The organism is Thalassolituus sp. LLYu03 (assembly GCF_050507655.1).
Classification (GTDB): domain Bacteria; phylum Pseudomonadota; class Gammaproteobacteria; order Pseudomonadales; family Oceanobacteraceae; genus Venatoribacter.
The window spans coordinates 3,183,570-3,208,001 of record NZ_CP191496.1; the positions used below are offsets into that span (position 1 = coordinate 3,183,570).

At 58.1% G+C, this 24,432-nt stretch carries 23 protein-coding genes; 9 read left to right on the forward strand and 14 right to left on the reverse strand.

Annotation, left to right across the window (positions count from 1 at the left end):
* Positions 1 to 14 precede the first annotated feature (14 nt).
* Both oadA and ACQUQU_RS14180 read right to left on the reverse strand, forming a co-directional pair.
* Positions 15 to 1,820 (reverse strand): sodium-extruding oxaloacetate decarboxylase subunit alpha, encoded by a 1,806-nt coding sequence (gene oadA, locus ACQUQU_RS14175; RefSeq protein WP_430460356.1) that lies wholly within the window; start codon positions 1,818 to 1,820, stop codon positions 15 to 17.
* Between the two features lie 14 nt (positions 1,821 to 1,834).
* Positions 1,835 to 3,250, reverse strand: a complete 1,416-nt coding sequence (locus ACQUQU_RS14180; RefSeq protein WP_430460357.1) for an acetyl-CoA carboxylase biotin carboxylase subunit — start codon at positions 3,248 to 3,250, stop codon at positions 1,835 to 1,837.
* A 157-nt stretch (positions 3,251 to 3,407) separates the two neighbouring features.
* On the opposite strand from ACQUQU_RS14180, the gene ACQUQU_RS14185 reads away from it, so the two are divergent.
* Positions 3,408 to 4,358 carry a LysR family transcriptional regulator gene (locus ACQUQU_RS14185; RefSeq protein ID WP_430460358.1) on the forward strand — a complete coding sequence of 317 codons (951 nt, stop codon included), beginning with the start codon at positions 3,408 to 3,410 and terminating at the stop codon, positions 4,356 to 4,358.
* A gap of 78 nt (positions 4,359 to 4,436) precedes the next feature.
* Here ACQUQU_RS14185 and ACQUQU_RS14190 read toward each other — a convergent pair whose 3' ends face one another.
* The 3 genes from ACQUQU_RS14190 to ACQUQU_RS14200 all read right to left on the reverse strand — a co-directional run bounded on the left by ACQUQU_RS14190 (position 4,437) and on the right by ACQUQU_RS14200 (position 6,051).
* Positions 4,437 to 4,574, reverse strand: a complete 138-nt coding sequence (locus ACQUQU_RS14190; RefSeq protein WP_430460359.1) for a hypothetical protein — start codon at positions 4,572 to 4,574, stop codon at positions 4,437 to 4,439.
* Positions 4,575 to 4,786: 212 nt separating this feature from the next.
* Complete coding sequence (locus tag ACQUQU_RS14195; protein WP_430460360.1) at positions 4,787 to 5,134, reverse strand: nuclear transport factor 2 family protein; 348 nt, start codon at positions 5,132 to 5,134, stop codon at positions 4,787 to 4,789.
* A gap of 83 nt (positions 5,135 to 5,217) precedes the next feature.
* Positions 5,218 to 6,051, reverse strand: coding sequence for an acyl-CoA thioesterase (locus tag ACQUQU_RS14200; RefSeq protein WP_430460361.1), 834 nt, complete (start codon positions 6,049 to 6,051; stop codon positions 5,218 to 5,220).
* 166 nt (positions 6,052 to 6,217) lie between these two features.
* On the opposite strand from ACQUQU_RS14200, the gene ACQUQU_RS14205 reads away from it, so the two are divergent.
* Positions 6,218 to 6,685, forward strand: coding sequence for a winged helix-turn-helix transcriptional regulator (locus ACQUQU_RS14205; RefSeq protein ID WP_430460362.1), 468 nt, complete (start codon positions 6,218 to 6,220; stop codon positions 6,683 to 6,685).
* Positions 6,686 to 6,691: 6 nt separating this feature from the next.
* Here the strand turns inward: ACQUQU_RS14205 and ACQUQU_RS14210 are convergent, their stop codons facing one another.
* From ACQUQU_RS14210 to rpmE, 4 genes are all read right to left on the reverse strand, one after another.
* Positions 6,692 to 8,068: a glutamine synthetase family protein gene (locus ACQUQU_RS14210; protein ID WP_430460363.1), complete on the reverse strand. Its 1,377-nt coding sequence runs from the start codon at positions 8,066 to 8,068 to the stop codon at positions 6,692 to 6,694.
* A gap of 334 nt (positions 8,069 to 8,402) precedes the next feature.
* A complete protein-coding gene (ahpF, locus tag ACQUQU_RS14215) occupies positions 8,403 to 9,956 on the reverse strand; it encodes an alkyl hydroperoxide reductase subunit F (RefSeq protein WP_430460364.1) in 1,554 nt (517 codons plus the stop codon).
* Between the two features lie 289 nt (positions 9,957 to 10,245).
* The gene (ahpC, locus tag ACQUQU_RS14220) at positions 10,246 to 10,803 is read right to left on the reverse strand and encodes an alkyl hydroperoxide reductase subunit C (RefSeq protein ID WP_430460365.1); all 558 of its coding nucleotides are present in this window, start codon (positions 10,801 to 10,803) and stop codon (positions 10,246 to 10,248) included.
* A 498-nt stretch (positions 10,804 to 11,301) separates the two neighbouring features.
* Positions 11,302 to 11,511 (reverse strand): 50S ribosomal protein L31, encoded by a 210-nt coding sequence (rpmE, locus tag ACQUQU_RS14225; RefSeq protein ID WP_430460366.1) that lies wholly within the window; start codon positions 11,509 to 11,511, stop codon positions 11,302 to 11,304.
* A gap of 250 nt (positions 11,512 to 11,761) precedes the next feature.
* Here rpmE and ACQUQU_RS14230 point away from each other — a divergent pair, with 250 nt between their 5' ends.
* Positions 11,762 to 13,972: a primosomal protein N' gene (locus ACQUQU_RS14230; RefSeq protein ID WP_430460367.1), complete on the forward strand. Its 2,211-nt coding sequence runs from the start codon at positions 11,762 to 11,764 to the stop codon at positions 13,970 to 13,972.
* 83 nt (positions 13,973 to 14,055) lie between these two features.
* Here ACQUQU_RS14230 and ACQUQU_RS14235 read toward each other — a convergent pair whose 3' ends face one another.
* Entirely contained in the window at positions 14,056 to 14,862 is an 807-nt protein-coding gene (locus ACQUQU_RS14235) for an AraC family transcriptional regulator (protein WP_430460368.1), read from the reverse strand.
* 135 nt (positions 14,863 to 14,997) lie between these two features.
* Here ACQUQU_RS14235 and ACQUQU_RS14240 point away from each other — a divergent pair, with 135 nt between their 5' ends.
* The 5 genes from ACQUQU_RS14240 (at position 14,998) to ACQUQU_RS14260 (ending at position 18,935) form a co-directional block, all read left to right on the forward strand.
* A complete protein-coding gene (locus tag ACQUQU_RS14240; RefSeq protein WP_430460369.1) occupies positions 14,998 to 15,963 on the forward strand; it encodes a quinone oxidoreductase family protein in 966 nt (321 codons plus the stop codon).
* 110 nt (positions 15,964 to 16,073) lie between these two features.
* Entirely contained in the window at positions 16,074 to 16,868 is a 795-nt protein-coding gene (locus ACQUQU_RS14245) for a CZB domain-containing protein (protein ID WP_430460370.1), read from the forward strand.
* Positions 16,869 to 16,955: 87 nt separating this feature from the next.
* Positions 16,956 to 17,384 carry a phosphatidylglycerophosphatase A family protein gene (locus tag ACQUQU_RS14250; protein ID WP_430463042.1) on the forward strand — a complete coding sequence of 143 codons (429 nt, stop codon included), beginning with the start codon at positions 16,956 to 16,958 and terminating at the stop codon, positions 17,382 to 17,384.
* A gap of 167 nt (positions 17,385 to 17,551) precedes the next feature.
* Positions 17,552 to 17,938: a VOC family protein gene (locus ACQUQU_RS14255; protein ID WP_430460371.1), complete on the forward strand. Its 387-nt coding sequence runs from the start codon at positions 17,552 to 17,554 to the stop codon at positions 17,936 to 17,938.
* 232 nt (positions 17,939 to 18,170) lie between these two features.
* Positions 18,171 to 18,935 (forward strand): SDR family oxidoreductase, encoded by a 765-nt coding sequence (locus ACQUQU_RS14260; RefSeq protein WP_430460372.1) that lies wholly within the window; start codon positions 18,171 to 18,173, stop codon positions 18,933 to 18,935.
* A 13-nt stretch (positions 18,936 to 18,948) separates the two neighbouring features.
* On the opposite strand, the gene nudC is transcribed toward ACQUQU_RS14260, so the two are convergent.
* The 4 genes from nudC to ACQUQU_RS14280 form a co-directional block, all read right to left on the reverse strand.
* Positions 18,949 to 19,776, reverse strand: coding sequence for an NAD(+) diphosphatase (gene nudC, locus ACQUQU_RS14265; protein ID WP_430460373.1), 828 nt, complete (start codon positions 19,774 to 19,776; stop codon positions 18,949 to 18,951).
* Between the two features lie 31 nt (positions 19,777 to 19,807).
* The gene (locus ACQUQU_RS14270; RefSeq protein ID WP_430460374.1) at positions 19,808 to 20,629 is read right to left on the reverse strand and encodes a mechanosensitive ion channel family protein; all 822 of its coding nucleotides are present in this window, start codon (positions 20,627 to 20,629) and stop codon (positions 19,808 to 19,810) included.
* On the reverse strand, positions 20,622 to 22,619 hold the full coding sequence (locus tag ACQUQU_RS14275; protein ID WP_430460375.1) for an ATP-binding protein: 1,998 nt from the start codon (positions 22,617 to 22,619) through the stop codon (positions 20,622 to 20,624). Before ACQUQU_RS14275 ends, ACQUQU_RS14270 begins: the two co-directional genes overlap by 8 nt.
* A gap of 174 nt (positions 22,620 to 22,793) precedes the next feature.
* Positions 22,794 to 23,471, reverse strand: a complete 678-nt coding sequence (locus tag ACQUQU_RS14280) for a zinc metallopeptidase (protein WP_430460376.1) — start codon at positions 23,469 to 23,471, stop codon at positions 22,794 to 22,796.
* A 225-nt stretch (positions 23,472 to 23,696) separates the two neighbouring features.
* Here ACQUQU_RS14280 and ribA point away from each other — a divergent pair, with 225 nt between their 5' ends.
* Complete coding sequence (gene ribA / locus ACQUQU_RS14285; protein WP_430460377.1) at positions 23,697 to 24,341, forward strand: GTP cyclohydrolase II; 645 nt, start codon at positions 23,697 to 23,699, stop codon at positions 24,339 to 24,341.
* The last annotated feature ends 91 nt before the right edge of the window (positions 24,342 to 24,432 follow it).

Consider the following 24,432-nt stretch of genomic DNA (forward strand, 5'->3'; position numbering starts at 1 on the left):
GCTCCGGCTGACGATCAGCCGATTTCGATCAGCACTTCCCCCGGGGTTACACGGTCGCCTTTGGCAACGTGTACCGCCTTCACGGTACCGGCGATGTTGGCGTGCAGTTCGGTTTCCATTTTCATGGCTTCGGCAATCAGCACGGCCTGACCGGCGTTCACGCTGTCACCCACTTTGACCAGCACATCAACGATGTTGCCCGGCATGGCGGTGGTCACGTGGCCCGGCTCGGTGGCGTTTTTACGCCCGCTCTTACCTTCCGCCACAAACTCGTTCAGCGGCTCGAACACCACTTCCTGCGGAATACCGTCCATCGACAGGTAGAGTTTGCGTTTGCCCACGCCGTAATCGCCGACACCGGTCACTGCGATTTCATAGGTTTCGCCGTGTACGTCGATCTTGAACTCACTGGCCACTTTCGGATTGATGCGACCACCTTTTACCGCCGCTTCCGGTGGCAGCAGCTCTTCCGGTTTCAGGGTGCCGTCGGCACGCTGCTGCAGGAATTCGCGGCCCAGATCCGGGAACATGGCGAAAGTCAGCACGTCTTCTTCGCTCTGTGCCAGCGCACCGATGTCGTCACGCAGTTTGTTCAGTTCAGGCTTGAGCAGATCGGCCGGACGGCCCACATCCACACTTTCGTTGCCGATGGCTTTTTTCTGCAGCTTGGCATCGACCGGTGCCGGTGCGGCGCCGTAGCCACCCTGCAGGTAACGCTTCACTTCGTTGGTGATGGTTTTGTAGCGTTCACCGGCCAACACGTTGTACACCGCCTGGGTGCCAACGATCTGAGAGGTTGGCGTTACCAGCGGAGGGAAACCCAGGTCTTCACGCACGCGCGGAATTTCGGCAAATACGTCGCGGATTTTATCCAGCGCGTTTTGTTCTTTCAGCTGGTTGGCCAGGTTCGACATCATGCCGCCCGGTACCTGATTGATCTGAACGGACACGTCTTCGCGGGTAAATTCGCTTTCGAACTGGTGGTATTTTTTGCGGATCTCGCGGAAGTAATCGGCGATTTCACCCAGTAATTCCAGATCGAGACCTGTGTCGAATTCGGTGCCTTTCAGCGCCGCTACCTGAGCTTCAGTAGCCGGGTGGCTGGTGCCGTTGGCGAACGAAGAAATGGCGGTGTCGATGCGGTCGGCACCGGCTTCAATGGCTTTCAGCTGACACAGTTGTGCCAGACCTGCCGTGGAGTGGCTGTGCACCACCACCGGCAGATCGATTTCGGCTTTCAGCGCTTTTACCAGATCGTAGGTAGCGTACGGCGTAAGCAGACCGGCCATATCTTTAATGGCAATAGAGTCGGCCCCCATGTCTTTCATGGCGTGCGCCTGCTTCACAAACGCGGCGGCGGTATGCACAGGCGAAGTGGTGTAGCAGATGGTGCCCTGCGCGTGTTTACCGGCTTTTTTCACCGCTTTCATGGCGGTTTCTAAATTGCGTACGTCGTTCAGTGCGTCGAACACACGGAATACGTCGATGCCATTTTCGGCGGATTTAGCAACGAAGGCTTCGACCACATCGTCGGCGTAATGACGGTAGCCGAGCAGGTTCTGGCCGCGCAGCAGCATTTGCAAACGGGTATTCGGTAGTGCAGCGCGCAGCTGACGCAGGCGTTCCCACGGGTCTTCTTTCAGGAAGCGTACGCAGGCGTCAAAGGTGGCTCCGCCCCACACTTCCAGCGACCAGTAACCCACCTGATCCAGCTTGGCGCAGATCGGCAGCATGTCTTCGGTACGCATGCGGGTGGCGATCAGCGACTGGTGTGCATCACGCAGAATAACGTCGGTAACTTCGATTTTTTTAGCGCTCATAATCCTTTCTCCTCTTACCAGCCTGCGTGTGCGGCGATGGCGGCAGCTAATGCCAGGGCAATTTCGCTTGGGTGTTTTTTGTCGGAGTAATTCATCAACTCCGGATGACTCGGAACAAAGCTGGTGTCAAACACACCGCGGGCAAAATCCGGGTGATTCAGAATCTGCTGATAGTAGTTGGCGGTGGTTTTAATACCGTGCAGACGCATGTCGTCAAGGGCGCGTTTACCACGGGCAATGACTTCGTCCCAGGTTAAGGCCCACACCACCAGCTTCAGACACATGGAGTCGAAATACGGCGGAATTTCGTAACCGGTGTAAATGGCGGTATCAACCCGCACACCCGGACCACCCGGTGCGTAGTAATGCGAAATACGGCCAAAGCTCGGCAGGAAATCGTTTTTCGGGTCTTCGGCGTTGATACGGAATTGCAGGGCAAAACCGCGGTAATGAATATCTTCCTGACGGTAGCTGAGCGGCAGACCGGCCGCCACGCGCAGCTGTTCGCGCACAATATCCACACCGGTAATCTGTTCAGTGATGGTGTGCTCTACCTGCACGCGGGTATTCATTTCCATGAAATACACTTCGTTGCCGGTAAGCAGAAATTCCACAGTGCCGGCGTTTTCATAGCCCACGGCTTCGGCCGCTTTAACCGCCAGGCCGCCGATGTACTGGCGCTGTTCCGGGGTTAATTGCGGGCTTGGCGCAATTTCAATCAGCTTCTGGTTACGGCGCTGAATCGAGCAGTCGCGTTCGAATAAATGCACCACGTTGCCGTGGCTGTCGGCCAGAATCTGCACTTCGATGTGACGCGGATTCACGATGCATTTTTCCATGAACACGTCGGCCGAACCGAACGCCTTGGTGGCTTCGGAAATAACGCGCGGATACTGCATTTTCAGTTCGTCGGCGGAATCACAGCGACGGATACCACGACCGCCACCACCTGAGGTGGCTTTCAGCATCACCGGATAACCGATTTCGCCGGCCAGTTTCAGGGCTTCGTCGAGGTTGGCCAGATTGCCATCAGAACCCGGGGTAATGGGCACGCCCGCCGCGCGCATGGAATCACGGGCCTGGGTTTTATCGCCCATCTTGTGAATAACGCCGGATTTAGGACCAATAAAGGTGATGCCTTTTTCTTCGCACAGACGGGCGAAGTTGGCGTTCTCAGACAGGAAACCGTAACCCGGGTGAATGGCGTCGCAACCGGTTTCCAGCGCCAGGTTAACGATGCGGGCCGGGTCGAGATAACCGGCCAGCGGGTCTTCACCCAGCGAGTAGGCTTCATCGGCACGTTTAACGTGCAGGGCGTAGCGGTCGGGTTCGGTGTAAATCGCCACCGAGCGGATGCCCATTTCGGCACAGGCCCGGACGATGCGCACCGCGATCTCCCCGCGGTTCGCAATCAGAACTTTCTTCAGCATAGGTTCCTCCTCAACCAGTCGCGGCCGGAGACTCCGGCGCCAGGTTATCTTCTGGTTACGAAATAGCCTAGCCCCGTGCAGACAAAAGCTTAAATTGATATTTTCTTTGTTATCTATAAGGTATTACTTATAGATAAACGTACGTACCTCCAAATTTATGCCACATACCATCCAGAAACTGGTCAGCCGCCTGACCCTGCGCCAGCTGCAGGTGTTCAAAGCGGTGTACGAGCAGCAAAGCTACAGCAAGGCCGGCGAGCTGCTGGGCCTGACCCAGCCCGCCGTCAGCAGCCAGATCCGCCAGCTGGAACAGGCGCTGAACCAGCCGCTGTTTGAATACGTCGGCCGGCGCCTGTTCACCACCGCCGCCGCCGAACGGCTGTCGCGCTCCATCACACACATTTTCGGCGAGCTGCACGATCTGCAGAACGATCTGGACGCACTGGGCGGTAATGTGTCGGGCGAACTGCGTCTGGTGGCGGTGAATACGGCGCAGTACGTGGTGCCTTATTTGCTGCGCGCCTTTGTCAGCCTGTATCCGCAGGTGACCGTCAGCGTGCGCGTGGTCAACCGGGCCGCGGCCATTCAGCGCCTGAACGACAACAGCGACGATCTGGTGATTATGGGGATGGTGCCGGCCGAGAAGCCGTTGTCGTCACTGCCGTTTCTGGATAACGAACTGGTGCCTGTGGTGCCGGACGGTCACCCACTGCTGGAGCGCAGTAACGTCAGTGCGCAGGAGTTTCTCGACGCAGGCCTGCTGGTGCGCGAACCGGGTTCCGGCAGCCGGCTGGCGCTGGAGCTGCACTGTCAGCAGACGCGCCTGAACGTGAAACCGGCCATGGAACTGGGCTCGAACGATGCGGTGAAGCACGCCGTGATCGCCGGCCTCGGCGTGGCGGTACTGCCGAAGCTCAGTATCTTGCCGGAACTGGAGCTGGGTACCTTACGCATTGTGGAAATCGCCGGCTTTCCGCTGCGCCGCAGCTGGTGTGTGGTGTACCCGCAGGCCAAACATCCGACACCGGCCATGCGCGCCTTCATTGATTATATTCAGCAGAACATCCGCCAGTTTGAGCAGGTGTTTTTACGGCGGTGCAACATTTAGCAGAGTGCAGAGAAAGCCGTGGTGCCACGGCGTATGTCAGGTATAAAAAAACAGCTCCCGTGGGAGCTGTTTTTATTTTCAGGCTGCTTTTTTCAGCTTTTTCTTCAGGCTTTTCAGTTTACCTTCATGCTTGGAAATTTTGGCTTTGCGCGCCTTGATTAATTTTTTCAGGCTCAGCACTTTTTTTGATGCTTTCGATGCGTTCTTCTTCGACATGCTGTTCTCCTTTTATTGACCTGAACAACCCTAGAGCAACAGGCCGGCTACCGGAACCCCCGGACAGGAAAGACATGACGAACAGGCCATAGGGAGGCACCGGCAACAATCAGCCCAGCCAAATGAGCGGTTCACCCTCCCCAACTGCCCGACAACGAATGGCCTTAAGCATGGGCCACGGCGCAGCGGTTATCCGGCCTACAGTGCAGCGCTTATCCGGCGTACAACGCCGACGTATCGGCAAAAATCAGGTATTCACGCACCAGATCACCGGCCAGATTCAGCACATTGCAAAAAGGCACGGTCAGCAGGCTGCCGTCATGGCGGGTGTAGGTAACAGCGCCGTGACAGATGACGGCATCGCCGGTGTGCCAGCGCTGATCAATGCGGTGACTCAGCGCCTGCACTGAACTGAAAAAGCCCGTCACATAAGCCTGCACGTCGGCGCGGCCGCTGACGGCGGGCTGATTACCAAAGCGGAACACGCAGTCGTCGGTTAAGAAGGCGCTGAAGGCGTCAGCGTCTTTACGGTCAATGGCAGCGAATAAAGCCTGTATCACGGGTAACTCCTTTTATGACGATACAAGAACGAAGCACTGTGTTGTGTCACAGCGCCGTGAAGCGCTGATGACAGAATGCTCTTTTATTCCTTGTAATACACGCTCTGCATGGTGGTGGCCAGCAGCACGCCCTCGTCGGTCCAGATCTCGGCTGTCTGATCGGAAAACCCTTTGTGGAAGCGATGCGCGCGGGCATGACCCAGCAGAGCGCGCGGGCCATTGGCCTGCAGTATGGCGGCGTCGCAATGGAAGTGAATGGTCAGCGATACGGTTCCGGCCGCCGCCGGTTTCTGACGACGGACGAAAATACGCGGGAAGAACACATCGCAGATCGCCGCCAGCGATGGGAAATCCAGCGCACGCGCCGGTTCATCGCGCACCCACAGCAGGGTTTCCGAGCTGTCGGCCGGTTGCGCTTCGTGCTGCGGTAAGGGCGCGATGCCACCGCGCACCAGACGCAGATCGTAATTGCGGAAGAAGCGCGGAATCACAGGTACGGCCGGCATGCGCGGCACCTGATCGGCCGGTGGCGCGTCCGGGCATTCGCTGTCCTGCGCGTCCCAGGTGTCGCGGCGCAAGGCGGTAATGGCGGTGGCCGACACAGCAACTTCGTCGTTCTGGGTCAGGGTGATCCACCAATGCTGCGTACTGCGGCCGGTGCGCACCGGCTGCGCCTGCACAGTGAATTCGCCATCGGCCACGGGCGCGGCAAAGTTTACGGTTAATGCCACGGGTGAACCCAGCAACTCAGGGTGACGCAGCACAGCACTGAGCATATTGGCCGCCAGAATGCCGCCAAACGGCCCCACCATATTGGCGAACGCCGCCGTGGTCTGCCCCTGATACAGACCGTCGTGGCCGTCCAGTTGCACAGCCTGATCAAACGGATGAAGTTCTGCTGCCTGAATGTCTGTCATATACGCCTCACTATGCCCTGATGTCCGGGCGTTACGCGGATACCGCCGTGCAGATTCACGACACCGGCGGCCTGAGTTATAGTAACTTTCAATTTGATAGTTTCTGCAGAATGCCAGTTACTTGCAAGTTAAAAGTAACTCTGCACTCTGCGGCTGAGGAGGCGGTATGCGTCGTAAAAGTCTGGCCGACATGGGCTGCCCCATTGCCTGCGGGCTGGATAAGGTGGGCGAATGGTGGAGCATTCTGATTCTGCGCGACGTGTCGTTTGGCCTGAAGCGCTTTGACGAATTTCAGAAAAGCTTAGGCATTGCGCCCAATATGCTGAGCAAAAGGCTCGACGGCTTAGTGGAAGCCGGCCTGCTGGAAAAGCAGTTATACAGCGAAAAACCGCCGCGCTATGAATACCTGCCGACTCAGGCGGCGCTGGATTTCCGCCCGGTGCTGATGGCGCTGATGACCTGGGGCAACCAGCATTTTCCGCCGGCCGGTGTGGACGTGCGTTTGATCGACCGCGACACCGGCGATGCCGTGGTTCCGGTACTCACCGACCCGCGCAACGGCGAGCCGGTGAATCAGCCGCGCTACCGGGTAAAGCGCACGGCTAAGGCAGCCGCGCCAGGCGGCGCGGCCTGATGCCAATTACACATTCAGCAGCAGGTGCTCGCGTTCCCAGGGGGAAATTTCGCGATGGAACTGGCGCAGTTCTTCTCGTTTAACGCAGGCGAATAATTCGCAGAAATCCTCGCCCAGTGTGCGGTGCACGTCGCTGGTTTTGGTGAACAGACGCAAGGCTTCATCAAAGGTGGTCGGAATGGCGAACTCGTCGCCCGGCTCGCCTTCCACCGGCTCGGCCGGCGCTATGCTCTGCGTCAGACCCATGTAGCCACAGATCAGACTCGCGGCGATCGACAGATACGGGTTGGTGTCGACGCCCACCAGCCGGTTTTCAATGCGCCGGTCCTGCGGGCCGGAATTCGGAATGCGCAGGCCCGTGGCGCGGTTGTCGTAACCCCACGCCATATTGGTCGGCGCGCTGGAATTGGTATCGGATTCAAAGCGGCGGTACGAATTCACGTTGGGCGCAATCAGCGGCATCATCTGCGGCAGATATTGCTGCAGACCACCGATGTAAAAGCGGAAAGCGTCCGACTCACTGCCGTCGGCGTCCGAGAAAATATTGTCGCCGGTTTTGATATCCACCACGCTCTGGTGAATGTGCATGGCGCTGCCCGGCTGATCGCGCATTGGCTTGGCCATAAACGTAGCGAACATGCCGTTATTCAGCGCCGCTTCTTTGATGATGCGTTTGAAATAAAACACCTGATCGGCCAGCAGCAGCGGATCGCCGTGGGTCAGGTTAATTTCCACCTGACCGGCGCCGTCTTCCTGAATCACAGAATCAATGTGCAGACCGGCGGCTTCGGCGTAATCGTAAATGGTGTCGATCACTTCGCCGTACTCGTCCACCGCCGACATGGAATACGACTGACGCGCCGTACCGGAACGGCCGGTACGTCCGACAGGCGGCTCAATCGGCTCGTTCGGATCGACGTTGGGCTTGGTCAGATAAAATTCCAGCTCGGGTGCCACCACAGGTTTCCAGCCCTGTTCATTAAACAGCGCAATCACCCGCTTCAGCACATTGCGTGGGGCGCACAGCACAGGCTCGCCACGGCTGCTGTACAGATCGTGAATCACCTGCAGCGTAGCCGCTTTGGCCCAGGGCACCGCCATGGCCGTCGACATATCCGGGCGCAGCTCCATATCGCTTTCGGCCCACTGATTTTCGATGTCCATTTCCACGTCTTCGCCGGTGATGGTCTGATAGAAAATGGAAATCGGCAGGTAAATGGCTTTGTCGGGCGAGAATTTATTCAGCGGAATCGCTTTACCGCGCGACATGCCGTTGAGGTCGGGAACAATACACTCCACCTCGTCCAGTTTGCGCCCGCCTCGGTAATCCTGAAATGCCTGCGGCAGCTGATCCAGCCACGCAGTTTTATCGCCCTGACCCATGTTTATTACCCCGGTTTGCTCTAAGAAATTCACGCCCTTCGACATTCCTGCCCGTCGGGAGCCGACGCACCGCCACCGTCGTGGCCGTTACCACGGCATTATGGTCCGGCCCGGCGCCATATTCGATACCAATTGATGGGTAGGCAGATCAGGCCGGGGGCCTGAAGGTGACAAACGTGAAAAAGAGACATAAAAAAACCGGCCCGGGGCAATCATTGCCGCCGGGCCGGTCGGTTCCCAAACCGGAGGCCACTGTGAGATGAGCAATCACAGTGGCCGCTGTAACGCCGTGGCGCCGGGTGCTGCGGGATCGGGTCTGACCTTTAAATAAAGATCAGGAATTGCGGATCAGATAATCAAAGGCGCCGAGTGCTGCCGTCGCACCTGAACCCATGGAGATGATGATCTGCTTGTACGGTGCAGTCGTCACGTCACCAGCGGCAAATACACCTGCCATGCTGGTCTGACCGTGCGCATCAACCACAATCTCGCCACGGTTGGTCAGTGCCAGAGAGTCTTTCAGGAACTCGCTGTTCGGCACCAGACCGATCTGTACGAAGATACCGGCCAGCTCAACCACATGGGTTTCGTCGGTTACGCGGTCTTTGTATTTCAGACCGACGACACGCTGACCATCACCCAGAACTTCGGTGGTCATCGCCTGTTTGATGATCTTAATGTTTTTCATCGACTCGGCTTTTTTCACCAGTACCGCGTCAGCACGCAGCACGTCGGAGAATTCGAGCACGGTCACATGTTCAACAATACCGGCCAGGTCGATCGCGGCTTCGATACCTGAGTTACCGCCACCAATAACCGCCACTTTTTTGCCTTTGAACAGCGGGCCGTCACAGTGTGGGCAGAAACACACGCCTTTGGCTTTGTATTCCTGCTCGCCCGGTACGTTCATTTCTCTCCAGCGTGCGCCGGTGGCCATGATGATGGTCTTGCTCTGCAGCACTGCACCGTTGGCCAGTTCCACTTCGTTCAGACCATTGCTGTTTTTACGCAGCGCCACGGCTTTCTGCGCTTTCATCACGTCCACGTCGTATTCTTTAACGTGTTCTTCCAGATGCGCGACCAGTTTCGGACCTTCGGTGTACGGCACGGAAATAAAGTTCTCGATACCCACAGTGTCAGATACCTGACCACCGAAACGCTCGGCCACAACACCAGTGCGGATGCCTTTACGCGCAGCGTAAATTGCAGCGGATGCACCAGCCGGGCCACCGCCCACCACCAGTACGTCGAACGGTGCTTTGTCTTTTAATGCAGCAGCGGCTTTGGCGTCGGCATCGTCATCCACTTTATTGAGGATTTCGGCCAGTGTCATTTTGCCGTTACCGAACAATTCACCGTTCAGGTAAACGCTTGGCACCGCCATGATGTCGCGCTCTTTCACTTCGGCCTGGAACACACCGCCGTCGACCATAGTGGCGGTCACGTTCGGGTTCAGCACGGCCATCAGGTTCAGTGCCTGTACTACGTCCGGACAGTTGTGGCAAGACAGCGATACATACACTTCGAAATTCAGTTCGCGGGGCAGACCTTTGGCCTGATCCTGCAGCGCCTGCTCTTCTTTCGACGGGTAACCACCCGCCTGCAGCAGCGCCAGTACCAGCGAGGTGAACTCGTGGCCCATCGGAATGCCAGCGAAGGTAACGCGGGCTTTCTGACCCTGCGGGCCGACTTCCATACGCGGTACACGGCCAGAGGCATTTTCCAGCACGGTCAGGCTGATCTTGCTGTTCAGGCCGTCAATTTCTTTGGCCAGCTCCAGCAGTTCATTGGATTTTGCAGAGCCATCGACGGCTACCGTCAACTCAATCGGATTAACGAGTCGTTGCAGATAGGCGTCCAATTGTTGTTTCAGATTTGAATCAAGCATGTTGGTTAATCCGTATTTAAATGATGACGATATCGTTCAAGCGTAAACGACAAACCCTTCCGGCTTTCTTGATATGCAGCAGAACAGATTGCGATAACTACGCTTTTTAAAAATTCTTGCCCTTAAGGGCGGGATAATCCGGGCGTTAATACCCGGATTATCGGCGGCTGAACGGCGTTAATGCTGTTCAGCCAATGATCGCTTCGCGTGTCACGAAGCGTCTTGCAACGCAGAGCGTGCAAGACGACTTACAAAGACTGTGGGACGTTCGCCCACAGACGAAGTAAGTTTAGATCTTGCCAACCAGGTCCAGAGAAGGAGCGAGAGTTGCTTCGCCTTCTTTCCACTTAGCTGGGCAAACTTCACCTGGGTGAGCAGCCACGTACTGAGCAGCTTTCACTTTACGCATCAGGTCGTCTGCATCACGGCCGATACCTTCAGCAGTGATTTCCATTGCCTGGATGATGCCTTGTGGGTCAACCAGGAAAGTAGCGCGGTCAGCCAGACCAACACCCGGACGCATTACGCCGAAGTTGTTGGTGATGTTGCCGTTCTGGTCGCCCAGCATGTAGTAGTTGATCTTGCCGATGGTTTCAGAGCTGTCGTGCCATGCTTTGTGGCAGAAGTGAGTGTCGGTAGACACAGAGTAAACTTCTACGCCCAGTTTCTGCAGTTCTTCGTACTTGTCAGCCAGGTCGCCCAGTTCAGTTGGACATACGAAAGTGAAGTCGGCTGGGTAGAAGAAGAAAACCGCCCACTTACCTTTCACATCAGCTTCGGTCACTTCTACGAACTGGCCAGCTTTGAATGCGGTAGCTTTAAACGGTTTGATTTCAGTGTTGATCATGGTTTAGCTCCAATCAGTTATTGGGAAGTTTGTTGGGAACGAGGAGCATAGTAGGGGTAATCGATGACGGTTTTAAATTGAACTTCTTAAAGGGTGCCATAGGTATCGGCTATAGAACCTTAAGCAAACCATAGAGAAACTTTCCCATACAGGCCGTACGGGCTAATTCTGAGCGCCAGCCGCGGCTTTCTGATTGGCAAAATGTCGGCTTTGTCGACAGGTGCAGTGCGGAAGAACAGGACAGAAGGGTTAAAAGGCTGACGCGCGTCGGCGCGGCCCGCAGGGTGACCGCCACGGACGGCGGGCATAGCACCGGCGCTGGGAGCGGCCGGTCAACAGCATTGATGCTGGCCCGAGGGTGGCCGCCACGGACGGTGGGCATAGCACCGGCGCCGGGAGCGGCCGGTCAACAGCTTTATGCTGGCCCGAAGGGTGACCGCCACGGACGGCGGGCATAAAAAAACCCGCACAAGGCGGGTTTTTTGCGTCGGCCAAGAATTACTTCTTGAATGCACCGAAACGCTTGTTGAAACGGTCGATACGGCCGCCGGTGTCAACAATCTTCTGCTTGCCGGTGTAGAACGGGTGGCAAGCGGAGCACACGTCCAGGTACATGGTGCCTGGCTTGGTGGAGCGGGTTTTGATCACGTTGCCGCAGGAGCAGGTTGCTTCCAGCGCAGCGTACTCAGGATGGATACCTTCTTTCATGAGTCACCTCGTAGTCTTCACGCCGCCACTTACCGACCCTGTGTCTGCAAGCACCGCGTTACTGGATTTACAAAAAAACCGGGGGCATTTCAGCGTCCCGCGCCCCTGCTGGGGGCAATAAGGACGCGCATGATACCAGAGCCACCCCCCGCAGCAAGTTTTTTAGCATACCCCGGCGCCACTTTTCCTGTCCGCAGCACCTGATTTTCGTGTCATGATGGCCCTCCCCAAGCCCATTAAGCCCGGTTGAATGCCTTTCTTCGTTGTCGACATCGCCCTGCCCCTGCCGCTGCGCCGCACCTTTGATTACCTGCCGGTGGCAGGCGAAGACGCCAGCCGGTATCAGCCCGGCCAGCGCGTGCGCGTGGAGTTCGGCCGTCAGCTGCTGATGGGTTATGTGCTCGGCACCCGTGACCAGACCGACGTTCCCGAAAGCAAACTGCGCCCGTTGCTGGAGCGGCTGGACGATACCCCACTGATCAGCGCCGACAGCCTGAACCTGTGCCGCTGGCTGGCCGATTACTATCACCACAGCATGGGCGAAGTGCTGGAACACATGATTCCGACCATGCTGCGCCGCGGTGCGAACCTGAACGAAGCCGATGAGCGGGTGTGGATAACCACAGACCAGGCGCCGGAAAAACCTTTGCGCGGTACCAAGCAACAAGCCCTGTGGGCGTTGTTTCAGGTGCAGAAACACTGGGCGCACAGCGATCTGACCCAGCGCGGTTTCAGTCTGGCGCAACTGCGCAGTCTCGCCGATGCCGGTCTGATCGAAGAACGCCAGCAACTGCCACTGCCGCCGGTGGCGCTGGAACAGCAGCAATGCCACACCTTAAACAGCCAGCAGCACCATGCACTGAAACTATTAAGTGCCGAACTCGGGCGTTTTAAAGCCTGTTTGCTGGAGGGCGTTACCGGCTCCGGCAAAACCGAAGTGTATCTGCGTCTGATTGAAGAAGTGCTGAGCAAAGGCCAGCAGGCGCTGGTGCTGGTGCCGGAAATCGGCCTCACTCCGCAAACGGTACGCCGCTTTCAGGACCGCTTCGGCGTGCCGGTGGCGCTGCTGCATTCCGGCCTGAACGACCGCGAACGTCTGCAGGGCTGGCGTCAGGTCAGTGAAGGCGGTGCGCGCATTCTGATCGGCACGCGTTCGGCGGTGTTCACGCCCATGCCCGATCTGGGGCTGATTATTCTTGACGAAGAACACGACGCCTCGTTCAAACAACAGGACGGCCTGCGCTACTCGGCGCGCGATTTCGCACTGGTGCGTGCCCACCGGGCCGGCGTGCCGATTGTACTGGGGTCGGCCACGCCCTCGCTCGAAACCCTGCACAACGCCTTAACCGGCAAATACCTGCACATCAAACTGACCCAGCGCGCCGGCAACGCCCGCGCGCCGGGTATGAAGCTGCACAGCATTCTGCATCAGCCGCTGATTTCAGGCTTTGCCCAGCCTGTGCTGGCCAATATGCAGAAGCACCTGAACGCCGGTAAACAGGTGCTGGTGTTTATTAACCGCCGCGGATTTGCGCCGCTGCTCGCCTGCCGCGACTGTGGCTGGATGGCCGAGTGCCGCCGCTGCGATGCACGCCTGACCCTGCACCGCCATCCGCCGCACCTGCACTGCCACCACTGCGACTATCAGCAGGGCATTCCCGCCATCTGCCCGCAATGCGGCGGTTCGCAGGTAGAAGGCATAGGTCAGGGCACCGAAAAAATTCAGGAACAGCTCGAAGCCCTGTTTCCGCAGGTGCCGGTGCGGCGCGTTGACCGCGACACGGTGCGCACCAAACAGGCCTTCGATGATTTGTACGACGATATTCACGACGGCGGCTCGTGCATTCTGGTCGGCACCCAGATGCTGGCCAAAGGGCATCACTTTCCCGACGTGACCATGGTGGTGATTCTCGACGCCGACGCCGGTCTGTTCAGTGCCGATTTCCGTGGCATGGAGCACAGCGCCCAGCTGATCTGCCAGGTGGCGGGCCGCGCCGGGCGCGCCGAATCGCCGGGCGAAGTCTGGATTCAGACCCTGTACGCCGACCACCCGCAGCTCAACCTGTTGCTCGACAGCGGCTATCACGCGCTGGCGCTGGCGCTGTTACAGGAACGCCAGCTGCAGCAACTGCCGCCGTACAGCCATATGGCGCTGCTGCGCAGTGAAAGCGAAGACCGCATTCAGGCCCAGCAGTTGTTACAGGAGTCGCGGGCCTTTATGCAGAGCTGGCTGCAGCATCAGCACCCGTCATCGCGCCGGGCGCCGGTCAGCCTGATGGGGCCGTTTCCGGCCATTATGGAACGACGCGCCGGACGCTTCCGTTTTCAGCTGCAAATGTACGCCGAAGAGCGAGTGCCGCTGCACCGTCTGGCCGATGCGCTGGTGCAGTTTCTCGATAACCACAAAGGTTTGCACAAGGTGCGCTGGCATCTGGATATCGACCCGATCGATACCCTGTGACGCTACCTTTCTGATCTTTCCTTTCGGACCTTCTCCGTCTGTCTTTTTCAGACTGAACGTCTCCTTCAGAACAACACCGGCCGTCAGCGCTGCAGCGACTGACGGTATTCCCCCGGCGTCATACCGCATTGTTTGCGGAACATGCTGATAAAGGTCGATGCCGACTCGTAGCCCAGATCGGCGGCTATGGTGGTTACCGCATCGCGGCTGCCCACCAACCGCTTCAGCGCCGCCTGCAGGCGCAGCTGCTGGCGCCATTGCTGAAAGCTCATGTGCGTTTCCTGCGCAAACAGGCGCTGTAACGTGCGCTCCGACGCCCCGACCTTCTGCCCCCACTGCGCCAGCGTATAGGGCAACGACGGGTCCTGTTCCAGCTGATAACACAGGGTGCGCAACCTCGGATCCACCGGCAGCGGCAGATACAGGGACGCCGGCGGCGCAGCAGCGATCTGATCGCGCAGGGTACGGAACAGGCGGCCGGCCGGGCTCAGCCAGTCGTAATCGGCGGGCAGCTGCAAAGCTTCCAGAATCAGGGCGCGCAGCAGCGGGCTCACCTGCAGCACCCGGCTGTCGGCCGACAGCCCTTCCATGGCGTCCGGCAGCACATAAATGCTGGCGATTTCGGCGCCGTACAGCGTCGAGATTTCATGCGCCATATTAGGCGGCACCCACACCGCCAGATCCGGCGGCAACAGATAACGCCCTTGCGGCGTGATCACGTCCTGCACCCCAGAGCTGCAGTACACCAGCTGCCCCCAGTTGTGCGAATGCGCCGCCACCACGGTCTGCGGCGCCAGCTGGCGATACAGCACACTGACCGGGCGCACGGGTTTGCCGGCAGGCAGGGTGATCAGCGGCACCCGTTGCCAGTCTTGTCGGGTTTCCTGCATAAGTTGTCTGCTTATGAAAAGTACGCCAATCAGTTTAGGGCAAACTGAGCAGACTCAGCGACAGGATTCAGACGGAACCGGCTCGGCTACCCGTCACCCGCCGCTGTATCCAGATTCGTTTTCCCGGAGACCACCATGACCACATCCGCCCCGACCATGCTCGCCGCCCTCGTCACCGACTTTAACCAGCCACCCGCTGTGGGTGAATTTGCCGCCCCGGCAGCCCTTGCCGGCGAAATCCTGCTGCGCCCGACCGCCGCAGCGCTGAGTCAGCTGGTGCGCGCCAAAGCCAGCGGCCGTCATTACAGCAGCGACCAGACCTTACCTGCGGTGCCGGGCGTGGATGGCGTTGGCATAACACCGGACGGCGAGCGCGTGTTTTTCGCCTTCCCGCGCAGCAATGGCAGCATGGCGCAACAGGTGGCCGTCGCCCGCGGGCTGTGTGTGCCGGTGCCGGACGAGCTGGACGATATTGCCGCTGCCGCACTGGGGAATCCCGCCATGTCATCGGTGGCTGCATTGCGTTACCGCGCCGGTTTCCAGCCGGGCGACAACGTGCTGATCAACGGTGCCGCAGGAACCTCGGGGCGGCTGGCGATTCAGCTGGCGCGCCATATGGGCGCCGGCCACATCATCGCCACGGCACGCAGCGCAGCGGTTGAAAGCGAACTGCGGGCACTGGGCGCCGATGCGTTTGTGAACCTGAATCAGAGCGAGACAGAACTGACCGCAGCCTTCGCAGAAGCCCTTACCCGATACCAGGTCGATATCGTGCTCGACTATTTATGGGGCGCACCGGCCGCCTGCCTGCTGAACGCCATTCCCAAAACACCGAAGCCGCTGCGCTTTGTGAACATAGGCTCGCTGGCCGGCGCCGACATTGCGCTCAACGCCGGCATCCTGCGCTCGAAAAATCTGATGCTCAGTGGCTCCGGCCTCGGCAGCGTCAGCAATGCACAACTGATGCAGGCCATTGCCGATGTGATGCAGTGGGCGGTTCCGGCCGGGCTCAGCATTGCTACCCGCGCCATGCCGCTCTCGGAGGTGACACAGGCCTGGCATTATCAGGGTCCGGAACGGTTGGTGCTGACCATCGGCTGAGGCAATCGGCTTACGCCACCAGAGGCGTGTGACAGCCCGGCCAACGGCTTTACGGCGGGATAGCGACAGGCATCTATACTGTCTGGGCAGCCCGCCAGGAATCGCCGTACATGGACTACTTAAGCTTCCGTCACCGCAAACAGCACTTCGCCGTGCCCATCGACACCGTGCGCTTTATTGCCGCTGAAAATGCCCTGACCCCTACACAGGTGGCCACCGGCAACAGTCATCAGTTCGCCATGGTGGAATACGACGGCCGCGCCTGCGTGATTCTGTCGCTGGCGCGCCTGCTCAATCAGTCGTCGGAAGGCGCGCAAAACCGCGAATTACTGGCCCTGCTGGATGCCCGCGAGCAAGACCACATCAGCTGGCTGGAAAAACTGCGGCAGGCGCTGCAAACCGGCCAGCCGTTTGCCGGCCAGCGCGACCCCAAACTGTGTGCCTTTGGCCTGTGGATTAACGACTTCCACACCGATAACCAACAACTCGAATCCCTGCTGCAACGCTTTCACGAACCGCATCACCGCCTGCATGCACTGGCCAGTGAACTGCTGGATCAGGCTGAAAAGGGCCAGGCCGAACAGGCACTGGCCACGCTGGCCGAACACGAGTTCAGCACGCTGGTGCGTCTGCGTAATTTATTTCAGGATGCGCGCACTATGATCACCAGTCAGGTGCGTCCGACCGTTATCATGCTGCAGGTCTCACCCGAGCAGATTCTGGGCCTGAAAGTAGACGACGTCGGCGAAGTATTTGCCTGCACGCCGGGGCAAACCGACGATCAGCAACAGGACTATATGCCGGGCTTTGGCCGGCGCTGGCTTAAAGGCGTGCGGCTGGGTCAGCAAGACGTGACCATCATGGAAATTAATCCGTCACGACTGTTATTATCCGCGGCGAATTAATTACCAGGCAGCCGCGCCGTGACCGGAAAAATCCGCCCGAATTTAGCCAACCCCATTCATCTGCTCGCCTTTGGTTTAGGTTCCGGCATGGCCCCTAAAGCCCCCGGCACCTTCGGCACCATTGCCGCCCTGCCATTCTGGTGGTTTCTGCTGCAGGGCATGCCCACCCTGCCCTATCTTGGCATTCTGATCGCAGGCTTTGCTTTAGGCGTAGTGATCTGCGAACTGACCTCACGCGATTTAGGCGTACACGACCACGGCGGTATTGTCTGGGACGAATGGATTGGCGTGTGGATAACCCTGTTGTGGCTGCCACACAGCGGCGACCTGCTCACTGACATGGCCTGGCTGCTGTACGGCTTTGTGCTGTTCCGCTTTTTCGACATTCTTAAACCCTGGCCGATTAAATGGCTCGACGCCAAAGTACACGGTGGCTTCGGCATTATGATCGACGACGTGATTGCCGGTTTATTCGGCTGGCTGGTATTGCAGGCCTCTTTGCTGGTGATTGGTTGAAGACAACCAGAGTTAATGACGTTATTTGACCTTCCACAGGCGCGCCGTTTCTAACCATCATAATCCGGCAGAATTCTGACCCATCCTGAAATCTGTCTGCTTAACATAGGTTTAATGACAACAGCGAGAAAAGCCTGAGACGCCAACACGTCAGGGAGGAGCCCCAGATGATTGATCATATCGGCATAGTGGTAAGCGATTTCGAACAGAGTAAGACATTCTATACCCGCGCTTTATCGGCCATGGGATACGCATTAATGATGGAGATTCCCGCGTCCGTGACAGGCACAACCCATGTCGCCGGATTCGGTGAAGCCAACAAACCCGATTTCTGGATCAGCCAGGGCAAAGCCACCAACACGCCTGTGCACGTAGCCTTGCAGGTTCCCACCCGCGCGCTGGTCGATGCATTTTACAGCGCAGCCCTCGAGGCAGGTGGCCGTGATAACGGTGCACCCGGCATCCGCCCGCATTACCATCCGAATTATTATGGCGCGTTCGTGCTGGACCCCGATGGTCACAATATCGAGGCCGTCTGCCACGTTCCTGAATAACCGCCGACGCAGACTCAGGCCGACGGTGCACGGCATCTAGGCCTGAGAAAGCAATACAGCACAATATCACCCGGTGTGTGAACAAGCCGATAACACACCGTCGCCTAGTCTCCATTTTCCGTCAGCCACCTGAAATAGAACGCATCACTGTCAGCAAGATCCGGGTCGAATACTCCCGGCGTCGTCCGCACACTGCCTGAGTCTTTCAACCAACTGGTAACAAGGATTCAGTATGAAAAAGCTCAGTGGAAAAACCGCCCTTATTACAGGCGCCAGCTCCGGCATTGGCCGGGCAACAGCGCTGCTATTCGCCGAACAGGGGGCGAACGTGGTCGCCGTTGCCCGGCGTGAGCATGAATTACAGGCATTAATTAACGACATCACCAGCGCCGGTGGTCACGCCGTTGCTTATGCCGGCGATGTCAGTCATGAAGACACCGCACGGGCGGTGGTCGAATTTGCTCAGAAGTCGTTCGGTGCGCTGCACATAGCGGTCAATAACGCCGGTACGCTCGGTGCAGCACGGCCGATTGAAGATTTGTCGGTCAGCGACTGGGCACACACTCTGAATACCAATTTAGGCAGTGCCTTTCTCGGCGCTAAATATCAGATACCGGCGTTGCGGGCAGCCGGTGGTGGTTCGCTGGTATTTGTGTCGTCGTTTGTGGGTTATACCGTCGGTTTGCCCGGGATGTCGGCCTATGCAGCCAGCAAAGCCGGCATCATTGGGCTGACCAAAGCGCTGGCCAGCGAATGCGCCCCCAGCCACATTCGCGTGAATGCGCTGTTGCCGGGCGGCACCGACACCCCAATGGGGCAAGAGGCCACCGCCACTCCGGAGGCGCGCGCATTTGTCGAACACCTGCACGCTCTTAAACGACTGGCGCAGCCGCAAGAAATTGCAAAATCGGCGCTTTATCTGGCATCCGACGATTCCAGTTTTTCAACTGGTATTGCCCTGTTAGCGGATGGCGGCGTGTCGATCAGCCGCACATAAATATTGCGGACTATTAAACGCCGGTGCGCACCCGATCTGCCGCTGCCTCTATCAGCTTACGCGCTACCGTCTGCGGCGCCGGCAGCAGTGGCAGATCATCGATATCAAACCAGTCGGCGCTGTTCAGCTCGGTAGTATCGATATTAAGTTCACCGCTGTCGTATTCGCACAAATAGCCCAGCATCAGCTGGTGTGGAAATGGCCAGGCCTGAGACACCAGATACTGCGGGTTTTTAACCTGAATACCGGCTTCTTCAAACACTTCGCGCACCAGTGCTTCTTCAGCGGTTTCGCCGGCTTCAATAAATCCGGCCAGACAGGAGTACATAGCCGTGCGGTGACGGTTGGAATTGGCCAGTAATAGTTGCCGGCCTTTGCGCACCACGGCGATCACGCACGGGGAAATTTTCGGGTACGAACGGTAGCTGCATGACGGACACACCAGTGCGCGATCATTGGCGATGGGCGTTAAGCCAGTGCCACAGCGAGAGCAGAAATTCTGGGTGCTGCGCCAATAGCGCAACTGTGCCGCCGCATTGACCACGCGGAAGGTGTCTTCATTGCTGGCCAGCAGATAATCGCGCAGGCTCACCTCCTCATAGCCTTCTGGTATTTCTGCTAATTCCACCACTCGCAGTGCCTGACCGTTGACGTCGCCCAGCACCAGTTCGAGGACCGGCTTTGCACTGACGGAATCCTGCGTCCACGGCAGCTGATGCAGCGCATCGGCCATTACGCCCTTTGGCAGTATCAGGCGCTCGCCGAGAAAATACAGGCTAAAGGTTTGCGGGCTGTCTTCACCGGCAATAATAGCCGGGTGATAGGTAAATTCGAGCGTCATAGCACAACCGTTTACAGCAATAAATTAAGGTTCAGACGGCCAGCGCCGGTTTCGGCCGGGCAATCTTATGCTCAGCCAGCAACGCCGTGCCACGCAGCACTATGTCGGACTGAAAGGCCTTTTCGTAGCGCACATCCAGCACATAGGCTTTTACCCGCAGGCGAATGGCCAGCGCGCGGGCAACCTCCACTTCTTCGAGGGTAAAGGCCACCGGCTTTTTCAGATACGCGTAGCGGCTGGTGACCACCACTTCTTCAATCAGTTTCTGCGCTTCGGCCAGATCAGCATCGAGGGCCAGATGAAAATCGGTGACCACCATCATGTCCAGCTCACCGGCATTACCCGAGGCCACTACGTCGGTAATAAAGCGCGAATTGGGAATGGTCACCAGATTGTCGTCGAGGGTGACCATGCGCACGGTGCGTAAACCGATGGACACAATTTCGCCGTAGGTGTCGCCAAAGCTGACACGGTCGCCTACGCGGAACGGGCGGTCGAACAATAACAAAATGCCGGCGACTAATGAGGCGGCGATGTCTTTTAACGCAAAACCCAGCGCCACCGCAACGGAACCCGCGGCGGCAAACACCAGTTCTTTCGGCGGTTGCAGTACCGCCAGAAACAGGCCGACGGTACCGAAAATATACAGAGCAAAACTCAGCAGGGTCGACATCTGCAGAATCAGAAAACGCCGCGCCGGTATTTTTTCCATTAAGCGGCCGCTGACGTTATTCAGCCCCTGCGCCAGCCCCCACAGGGCAAAGCCGCCTAAGATCAGCAAAAAAATGGCGTAAAAATTAAAAATGCCGGCAATGCTGAGCAGGCCGTCGACCAGACCGTTGGTTTCATTCATTGAGCATGTTCATCCTGTTCAGGGTACTCACGACGGTGTGATACCAGAGCGCCGTAATGCGATAGCGGCCATCGGCGCCCTTTTCCATCATGTCGCCTTCCAGCGCGGTTTTAACAATAAAGCGGATCACATTCTCCGGCATATTCGTCACCCGCATCAGCTCGCCAGTGGTGAGGTTGCCGTGCGTTACAATCGCGGCAAATACGAACATCATTTTCGGACCGGATTTTTCCAGCCGGGCGCCGGTCGGCAGGCGCGGAATACTCACGGTCACCACGCCACGGTGGGTGGTGACCGATTCCTTCCACAGCATCAGCGCCGTGACCGGAATGCCATGACAGGCGTCCCACAGCAGGCTGAAATACCGTTGTTCGGCGTTGCGCACCGTGGCCGATGCGTGAGTGCGGGTATCGATCAGCACATCGTCATACTGCAGGCGATAACCGCTCTGCTGATTGCGCGACAGAATCAGCGAGCGGATTTCTGCCTGCGTCCAGCGTTTGACGCGCACCACGTTGCGCATCTGATAATCGCGGCCAAATACATTACATAAGTACGCCCAGCTCTGGTTATTAATCACAATTAACCAGTACAGGTTTTGCACGCGGGCATTGGTCAGCGCGAGCAGTGCGCGCCAGCCATCGAGGCAACCGACGTCGGCCAGAAATAAATTTTCGGCGTCGTTCAGAATGATCACAGTGGGCGGCAGGGCTTCATCCTGCTCAGCCAGCGCCAGCGGGCCATTGGTTAAATCCAGCCCCAGCGCGTTGCCCAACAAACGGTGCAGATCATCCGCACCGGTGGTTTTGGCCGGCACATCGAGTAAACGGACATCCACCCGCTGTTCACTTTGCTGCAACTGCAGATCATTACTGATGGCATTGGCAAAACGTTTGGCGGCGGACTTTTTACCTATGCCGGGTTCGCCGGTAATCAGCAGCACATTTTCATCACTGCGCTCGCTGTTCCAGGTATCGAAATGCTTGCGTACGGCGCTGCTCAGGCCGGTGTCGATGATCGGGTATTCCCAGTCGCCATTGGCGGTAAACCAGCGCAGGTAATTGTCGTCGGTGCATTCGCCATTGTCTTCATCATCATTGTCGGCCACCTGATTTTTCATGCGGAACCAGCGCGCATTCAGTTTCTGATACCAGGTGAATTCCGACAGAAGGTCCGCAATAAAGGCTTTCAGAAACAGCACTAAATTAAACGGCACCCACAACGGCAGGGTGAGAATCATCAGCCGTCCGCTGCCGGCTTTTTCGACAACTGGGTCCAGCGTTTCCGGCAGCAGGCGCTTTAAATTCAGCACCAGTTCTTCGCGGTAAAACTGCAGCAGGTAGCTGATAACCACCCAGCTGAACAGCCACACAAACGCGCCCACCAGCTGGCTGATCACAGAGTGATGAAATAAATAGTCGGCCAGTGCAATCAGCACCCAGGGCAGTAATAACCAGGAGGTAAACGCGCGCGTGCGTTGCTCTAGGCGCGCTGTACCCTCGCCATTGAGATACAGACCTGCGCCCTGACACACGCTCATCAGGAACCATTCGCTGGCCAGTTTGACCAGCACGTACAGGAAATACACCTGCAACAGCAGAGGCAAGGCACCGCCGATGCCGGCCAGTTCGTGCCCGCTGTCATCCTCCGCGGGTTGCGGCAGATACAGGCTCAGCCATAACAGCAATAACCAGGGCAACAGCGGGGTAATGGCCGAAATAAAACGCGCCAGCGCACGCAGCCCCTGATGGCGGATGCTGCCACTGATCAGACGGTTGTGCAGGCCGGCCAGCGCTCCGGTGAGCAGGTGGGCAAAATGCTTGGCCAGCCAGCGGGCGGGAAACAGCAGCACTAACGGCAAGCCACTTTGCAGAATAACCCGCGTACGTTCTCCCGCAGGGATGCCGTGCAGTAATAAATCCCAGGCACTGAGCAGACGATGAAAGGCGTCGTGCAATTGCTGCCATTCGCTTTGCAGCAAAGCAGCCAACCCGGAGATTTCAGGCCAGGCCGCCCAAACCGGCGACGCGGCGCCGAAAAGAAAAAGACTGAAAAAAATCCGCTTTAACGGCCATGCCGACCTGTTCATATGGCGCTCGCTGCCCTGACTACATCCATGCCGCACACGGTAACACGGGCGCCGGCCTGCGTCAGTGCTTCGCGGTCAGCGTCGCAGCAGACGCAACCAGCGGCCGACGTTGAGCATGCTCATCAGTGACGCCGCCACATAGGTAAAGGCGGCGGCCGTGAGGATGGTTCTGGCGTGGCGCATATCCTGCTCATCCAGATAGCCGCCATCACGCAATAACGGCAGGGCTTTGCCAAAGCTGGCGTCCCATTCCACCGGCAGCGTCACCAGATGCACCAGCGTACTGACCAGCATGGCGCCCACCGCCACCAGCAGCGATAAACGGCCCGCCACCGGCCACAAGCCCACCAGCACAGGGGCAAGCAAAAGTGCGATAGGAGCAATGCGGTTCAGCAGCATGGCCAGCACATCGAGCGTACCGCGGGCGCGGAACAAGGCTTCCCCACGCGCATGCTGAATGGCATGGCCAACCTCATGCGCCGCGATCACTACCGCCGTCAGGCTTTTGCCGTCCAGCTTATCGGCGGTCAGACGCACACAACGGGCCGCCCGGCTGTAATGATCACCGGCGTCGGTTGCTTCTACCCCTACCTGATCCAGACCCAGCTTGTCGAGCAGATGACGCGCCATATCGCCGCCGGTACCCGGATAGTCGTCACGCACGCCGCTGTGGCGGCGCAGCACGTACTGAATCCAGTACCAGGGGCCGACCAGCACAGCCACCAGCAAAACGAGCAGAATCAGCCAGATCATTGGGTTTTATTCCTGTATTCATTGTTCAGCGCAGGATTCTACTGCAGCGCCCGGCGGCATACGAAGGGCTCTGGAACGCGCATCACACCGGCTCTGTGCCGGTGATTTGTCTATCCTGTCAGGATGGCCGGGCAGTGTCGGCGGATTTGCACCCGGTTTCCGATTAGTCAGTGCCGCGCAACTGCTGCTAGAATACGCGCCCTGTTTTACCCCGGAGTACTCCCATTGAGTATTAACTACATCGCCTCATCCAAACTGCCCACGCCTTTCGGTGTGTTCACTATGCATGGCTTTGAGGACAGTGAAACCGGTAAGGAACATGTGGCGCTGACCATGGGTGACGTTGGCAGCGGTGAGCCGGTACTGGCCCGCGCCCACTCCGAATGTTTAACCGGCGATGCCCTGTTCAGCATGCGCTGCGACTGCGGCTATCAGCTGGAAGAAGCCCTGCGTTCGGTATCGGAAGCCGGCCGTGGCGTGGTGCTGTACCTGCGCCAGGAAGGCCGCGGCATTGGTCTGCTGAACAAGATCCGCGCCTATAACCTGCAGGATCAGGGTGCCGATACCGTAGAAGCCAACGAACGTCTGGGCTTTGGCGCCGACATGCGCGACTACAGCATGTGTCAGCCGATGCTGGACCATCTGGGTATTAAGGCCATCCGCCTGATGACCAACAACCCGCGTAAAGTGAAAGCGCTGTCGGGTGCCGGCGTGGATGTGGTCGAACGCGTACCGCTGCAAGTGGGCCGTAACCCGCACAACGATGGCTACCTGAAAACCAAAGCATCGAAACTGGGCCATTTCCTGCCGTTGGATGTGCCGCCGCAAGGCCTGCCAACCCATCAGGACGACGAAGACGGCGACGTATAACGCCGGACGAGGGTTCCGCATCGACCAACAAAAACAGCCTCATCGGAGGCTGTTTTTGTTTCTGCGGTTTCGGTTCTGGGCCGATGTTTTG

Excerpts from the sequence above, each read along its gene's own strand:
- ACQUQU_RS14210 (WP_430460363.1), bottom strand. The coding sequence starts at position 8,068 with ATGGGTCAGGGCGATAAAACTGCGTGGCTGGATCAGCTGCCGCAGGCA.
- rpmE (WP_430460366.1), bottom strand. The coding sequence starts at position 11,511 with ATGAAAGAAGGTATCCATCCTGAGTACGCTGCGCTGGAAGCAACCTGC.
- ACQUQU_RS14205 (WP_430460362.1), top strand. The coding sequence starts at position 6,218 with ATGCGTCGTAAAAGTCTGGCCGACATGGGCTGCCCCATTGCCTGCGGG.
- ACQUQU_RS14245 (WP_430460370.1), top strand. The coding sequence starts at position 16,074 with ATGGACTACTTAAGCTTCCGTCACCGCAAACAGCACTTCGCCGTGCCC.
- ACQUQU_RS14240 (WP_430460369.1), top strand. The coding sequence starts at position 14,998 with ATGACCACATCCGCCCCGACCATGCTCGCCGCCCTCGTCACCGACTTT.
- ACQUQU_RS14200 (WP_430460361.1), bottom strand. The coding sequence starts at position 6,051 with ATGACAGACATTCAGGCAGCAGAACTTCATCCGTTTGATCAGGCTGTG.
- ACQUQU_RS14235 (WP_430460368.1), bottom strand. The coding sequence starts at position 14,862 with ATGCAGGAAACCCGACAAGACTGGCAACGGGTGCCGCTGATCACCCTG.
- ACQUQU_RS14250 (WP_430463042.1), top strand. The coding sequence starts at position 16,956 with ATGGCCCCTAAAGCCCCCGGCACCTTCGGCACCATTGCCGCCCTGCCA.
- ACQUQU_RS14255 (WP_430460371.1), top strand. The coding sequence starts at position 17,552 with ATGATTGATCATATCGGCATAGTGGTAAGCGATTTCGAACAGAGTAAG.
- ACQUQU_RS14280 (WP_430460376.1), bottom strand. The coding sequence starts at position 23,471 with ATGATCTGGCTGATTCTGCTCGTTTTGCTGGTGGCTGTGCTGGTCGGC.
- ACQUQU_RS14180 (WP_430460357.1), bottom strand. The coding sequence starts at position 3,250 with ATGCTGAAGAAAGTTCTGATTGCGAACCGCGGGGAGATCGCGGTGCGC.
- nudC (WP_430460373.1), bottom strand. The coding sequence starts at position 19,776 with ATGACGCTCGAATTTACCTATCACCCGGCTATTATTGCCGGTGAAGAC.
- ahpF (WP_430460364.1), bottom strand. The coding sequence starts at position 9,956 with ATGCTTGATTCAAATCTGAAACAACAATTGGACGCCTATCTGCAACGA.
- ACQUQU_RS14260 (WP_430460372.1), top strand. The coding sequence starts at position 18,171 with ATGAAAAAGCTCAGTGGAAAAACCGCCCTTATTACAGGCGCCAGCTCC.
- ACQUQU_RS14270 (WP_430460374.1), bottom strand. The coding sequence starts at position 20,629 with ATGAATGAAACCAACGGTCTGGTCGACGGCCTGCTCAGCATTGCCGGC.
- ahpC (WP_430460365.1), bottom strand. The coding sequence starts at position 10,803 with ATGATCAACACTGAAATCAAACCGTTTAAAGCTACCGCATTCAAAGCT.
- ACQUQU_RS14190 (WP_430460359.1), bottom strand. The coding sequence starts at position 4,574 with ATGTCGAAGAAGAACGCATCGAAAGCATCAAAAAAAGTGCTGAGCCTG.
- oadA (WP_430460356.1), bottom strand. The coding sequence starts at position 1,820 with ATGAGCGCTAAAAAAATCGAAGTTACCGACGTTATTCTGCGTGATGCA.
- ACQUQU_RS14230 (WP_430460367.1), top strand. The coding sequence starts at position 11,762 with ATGCCTTTCTTCGTTGTCGACATCGCCCTGCCCCTGCCGCTGCGCCGC.
- ACQUQU_RS14185 (WP_430460358.1), top strand. The coding sequence starts at position 3,408 with ATGCCACATACCATCCAGAAACTGGTCAGCCGCCTGACCCTGCGCCAG.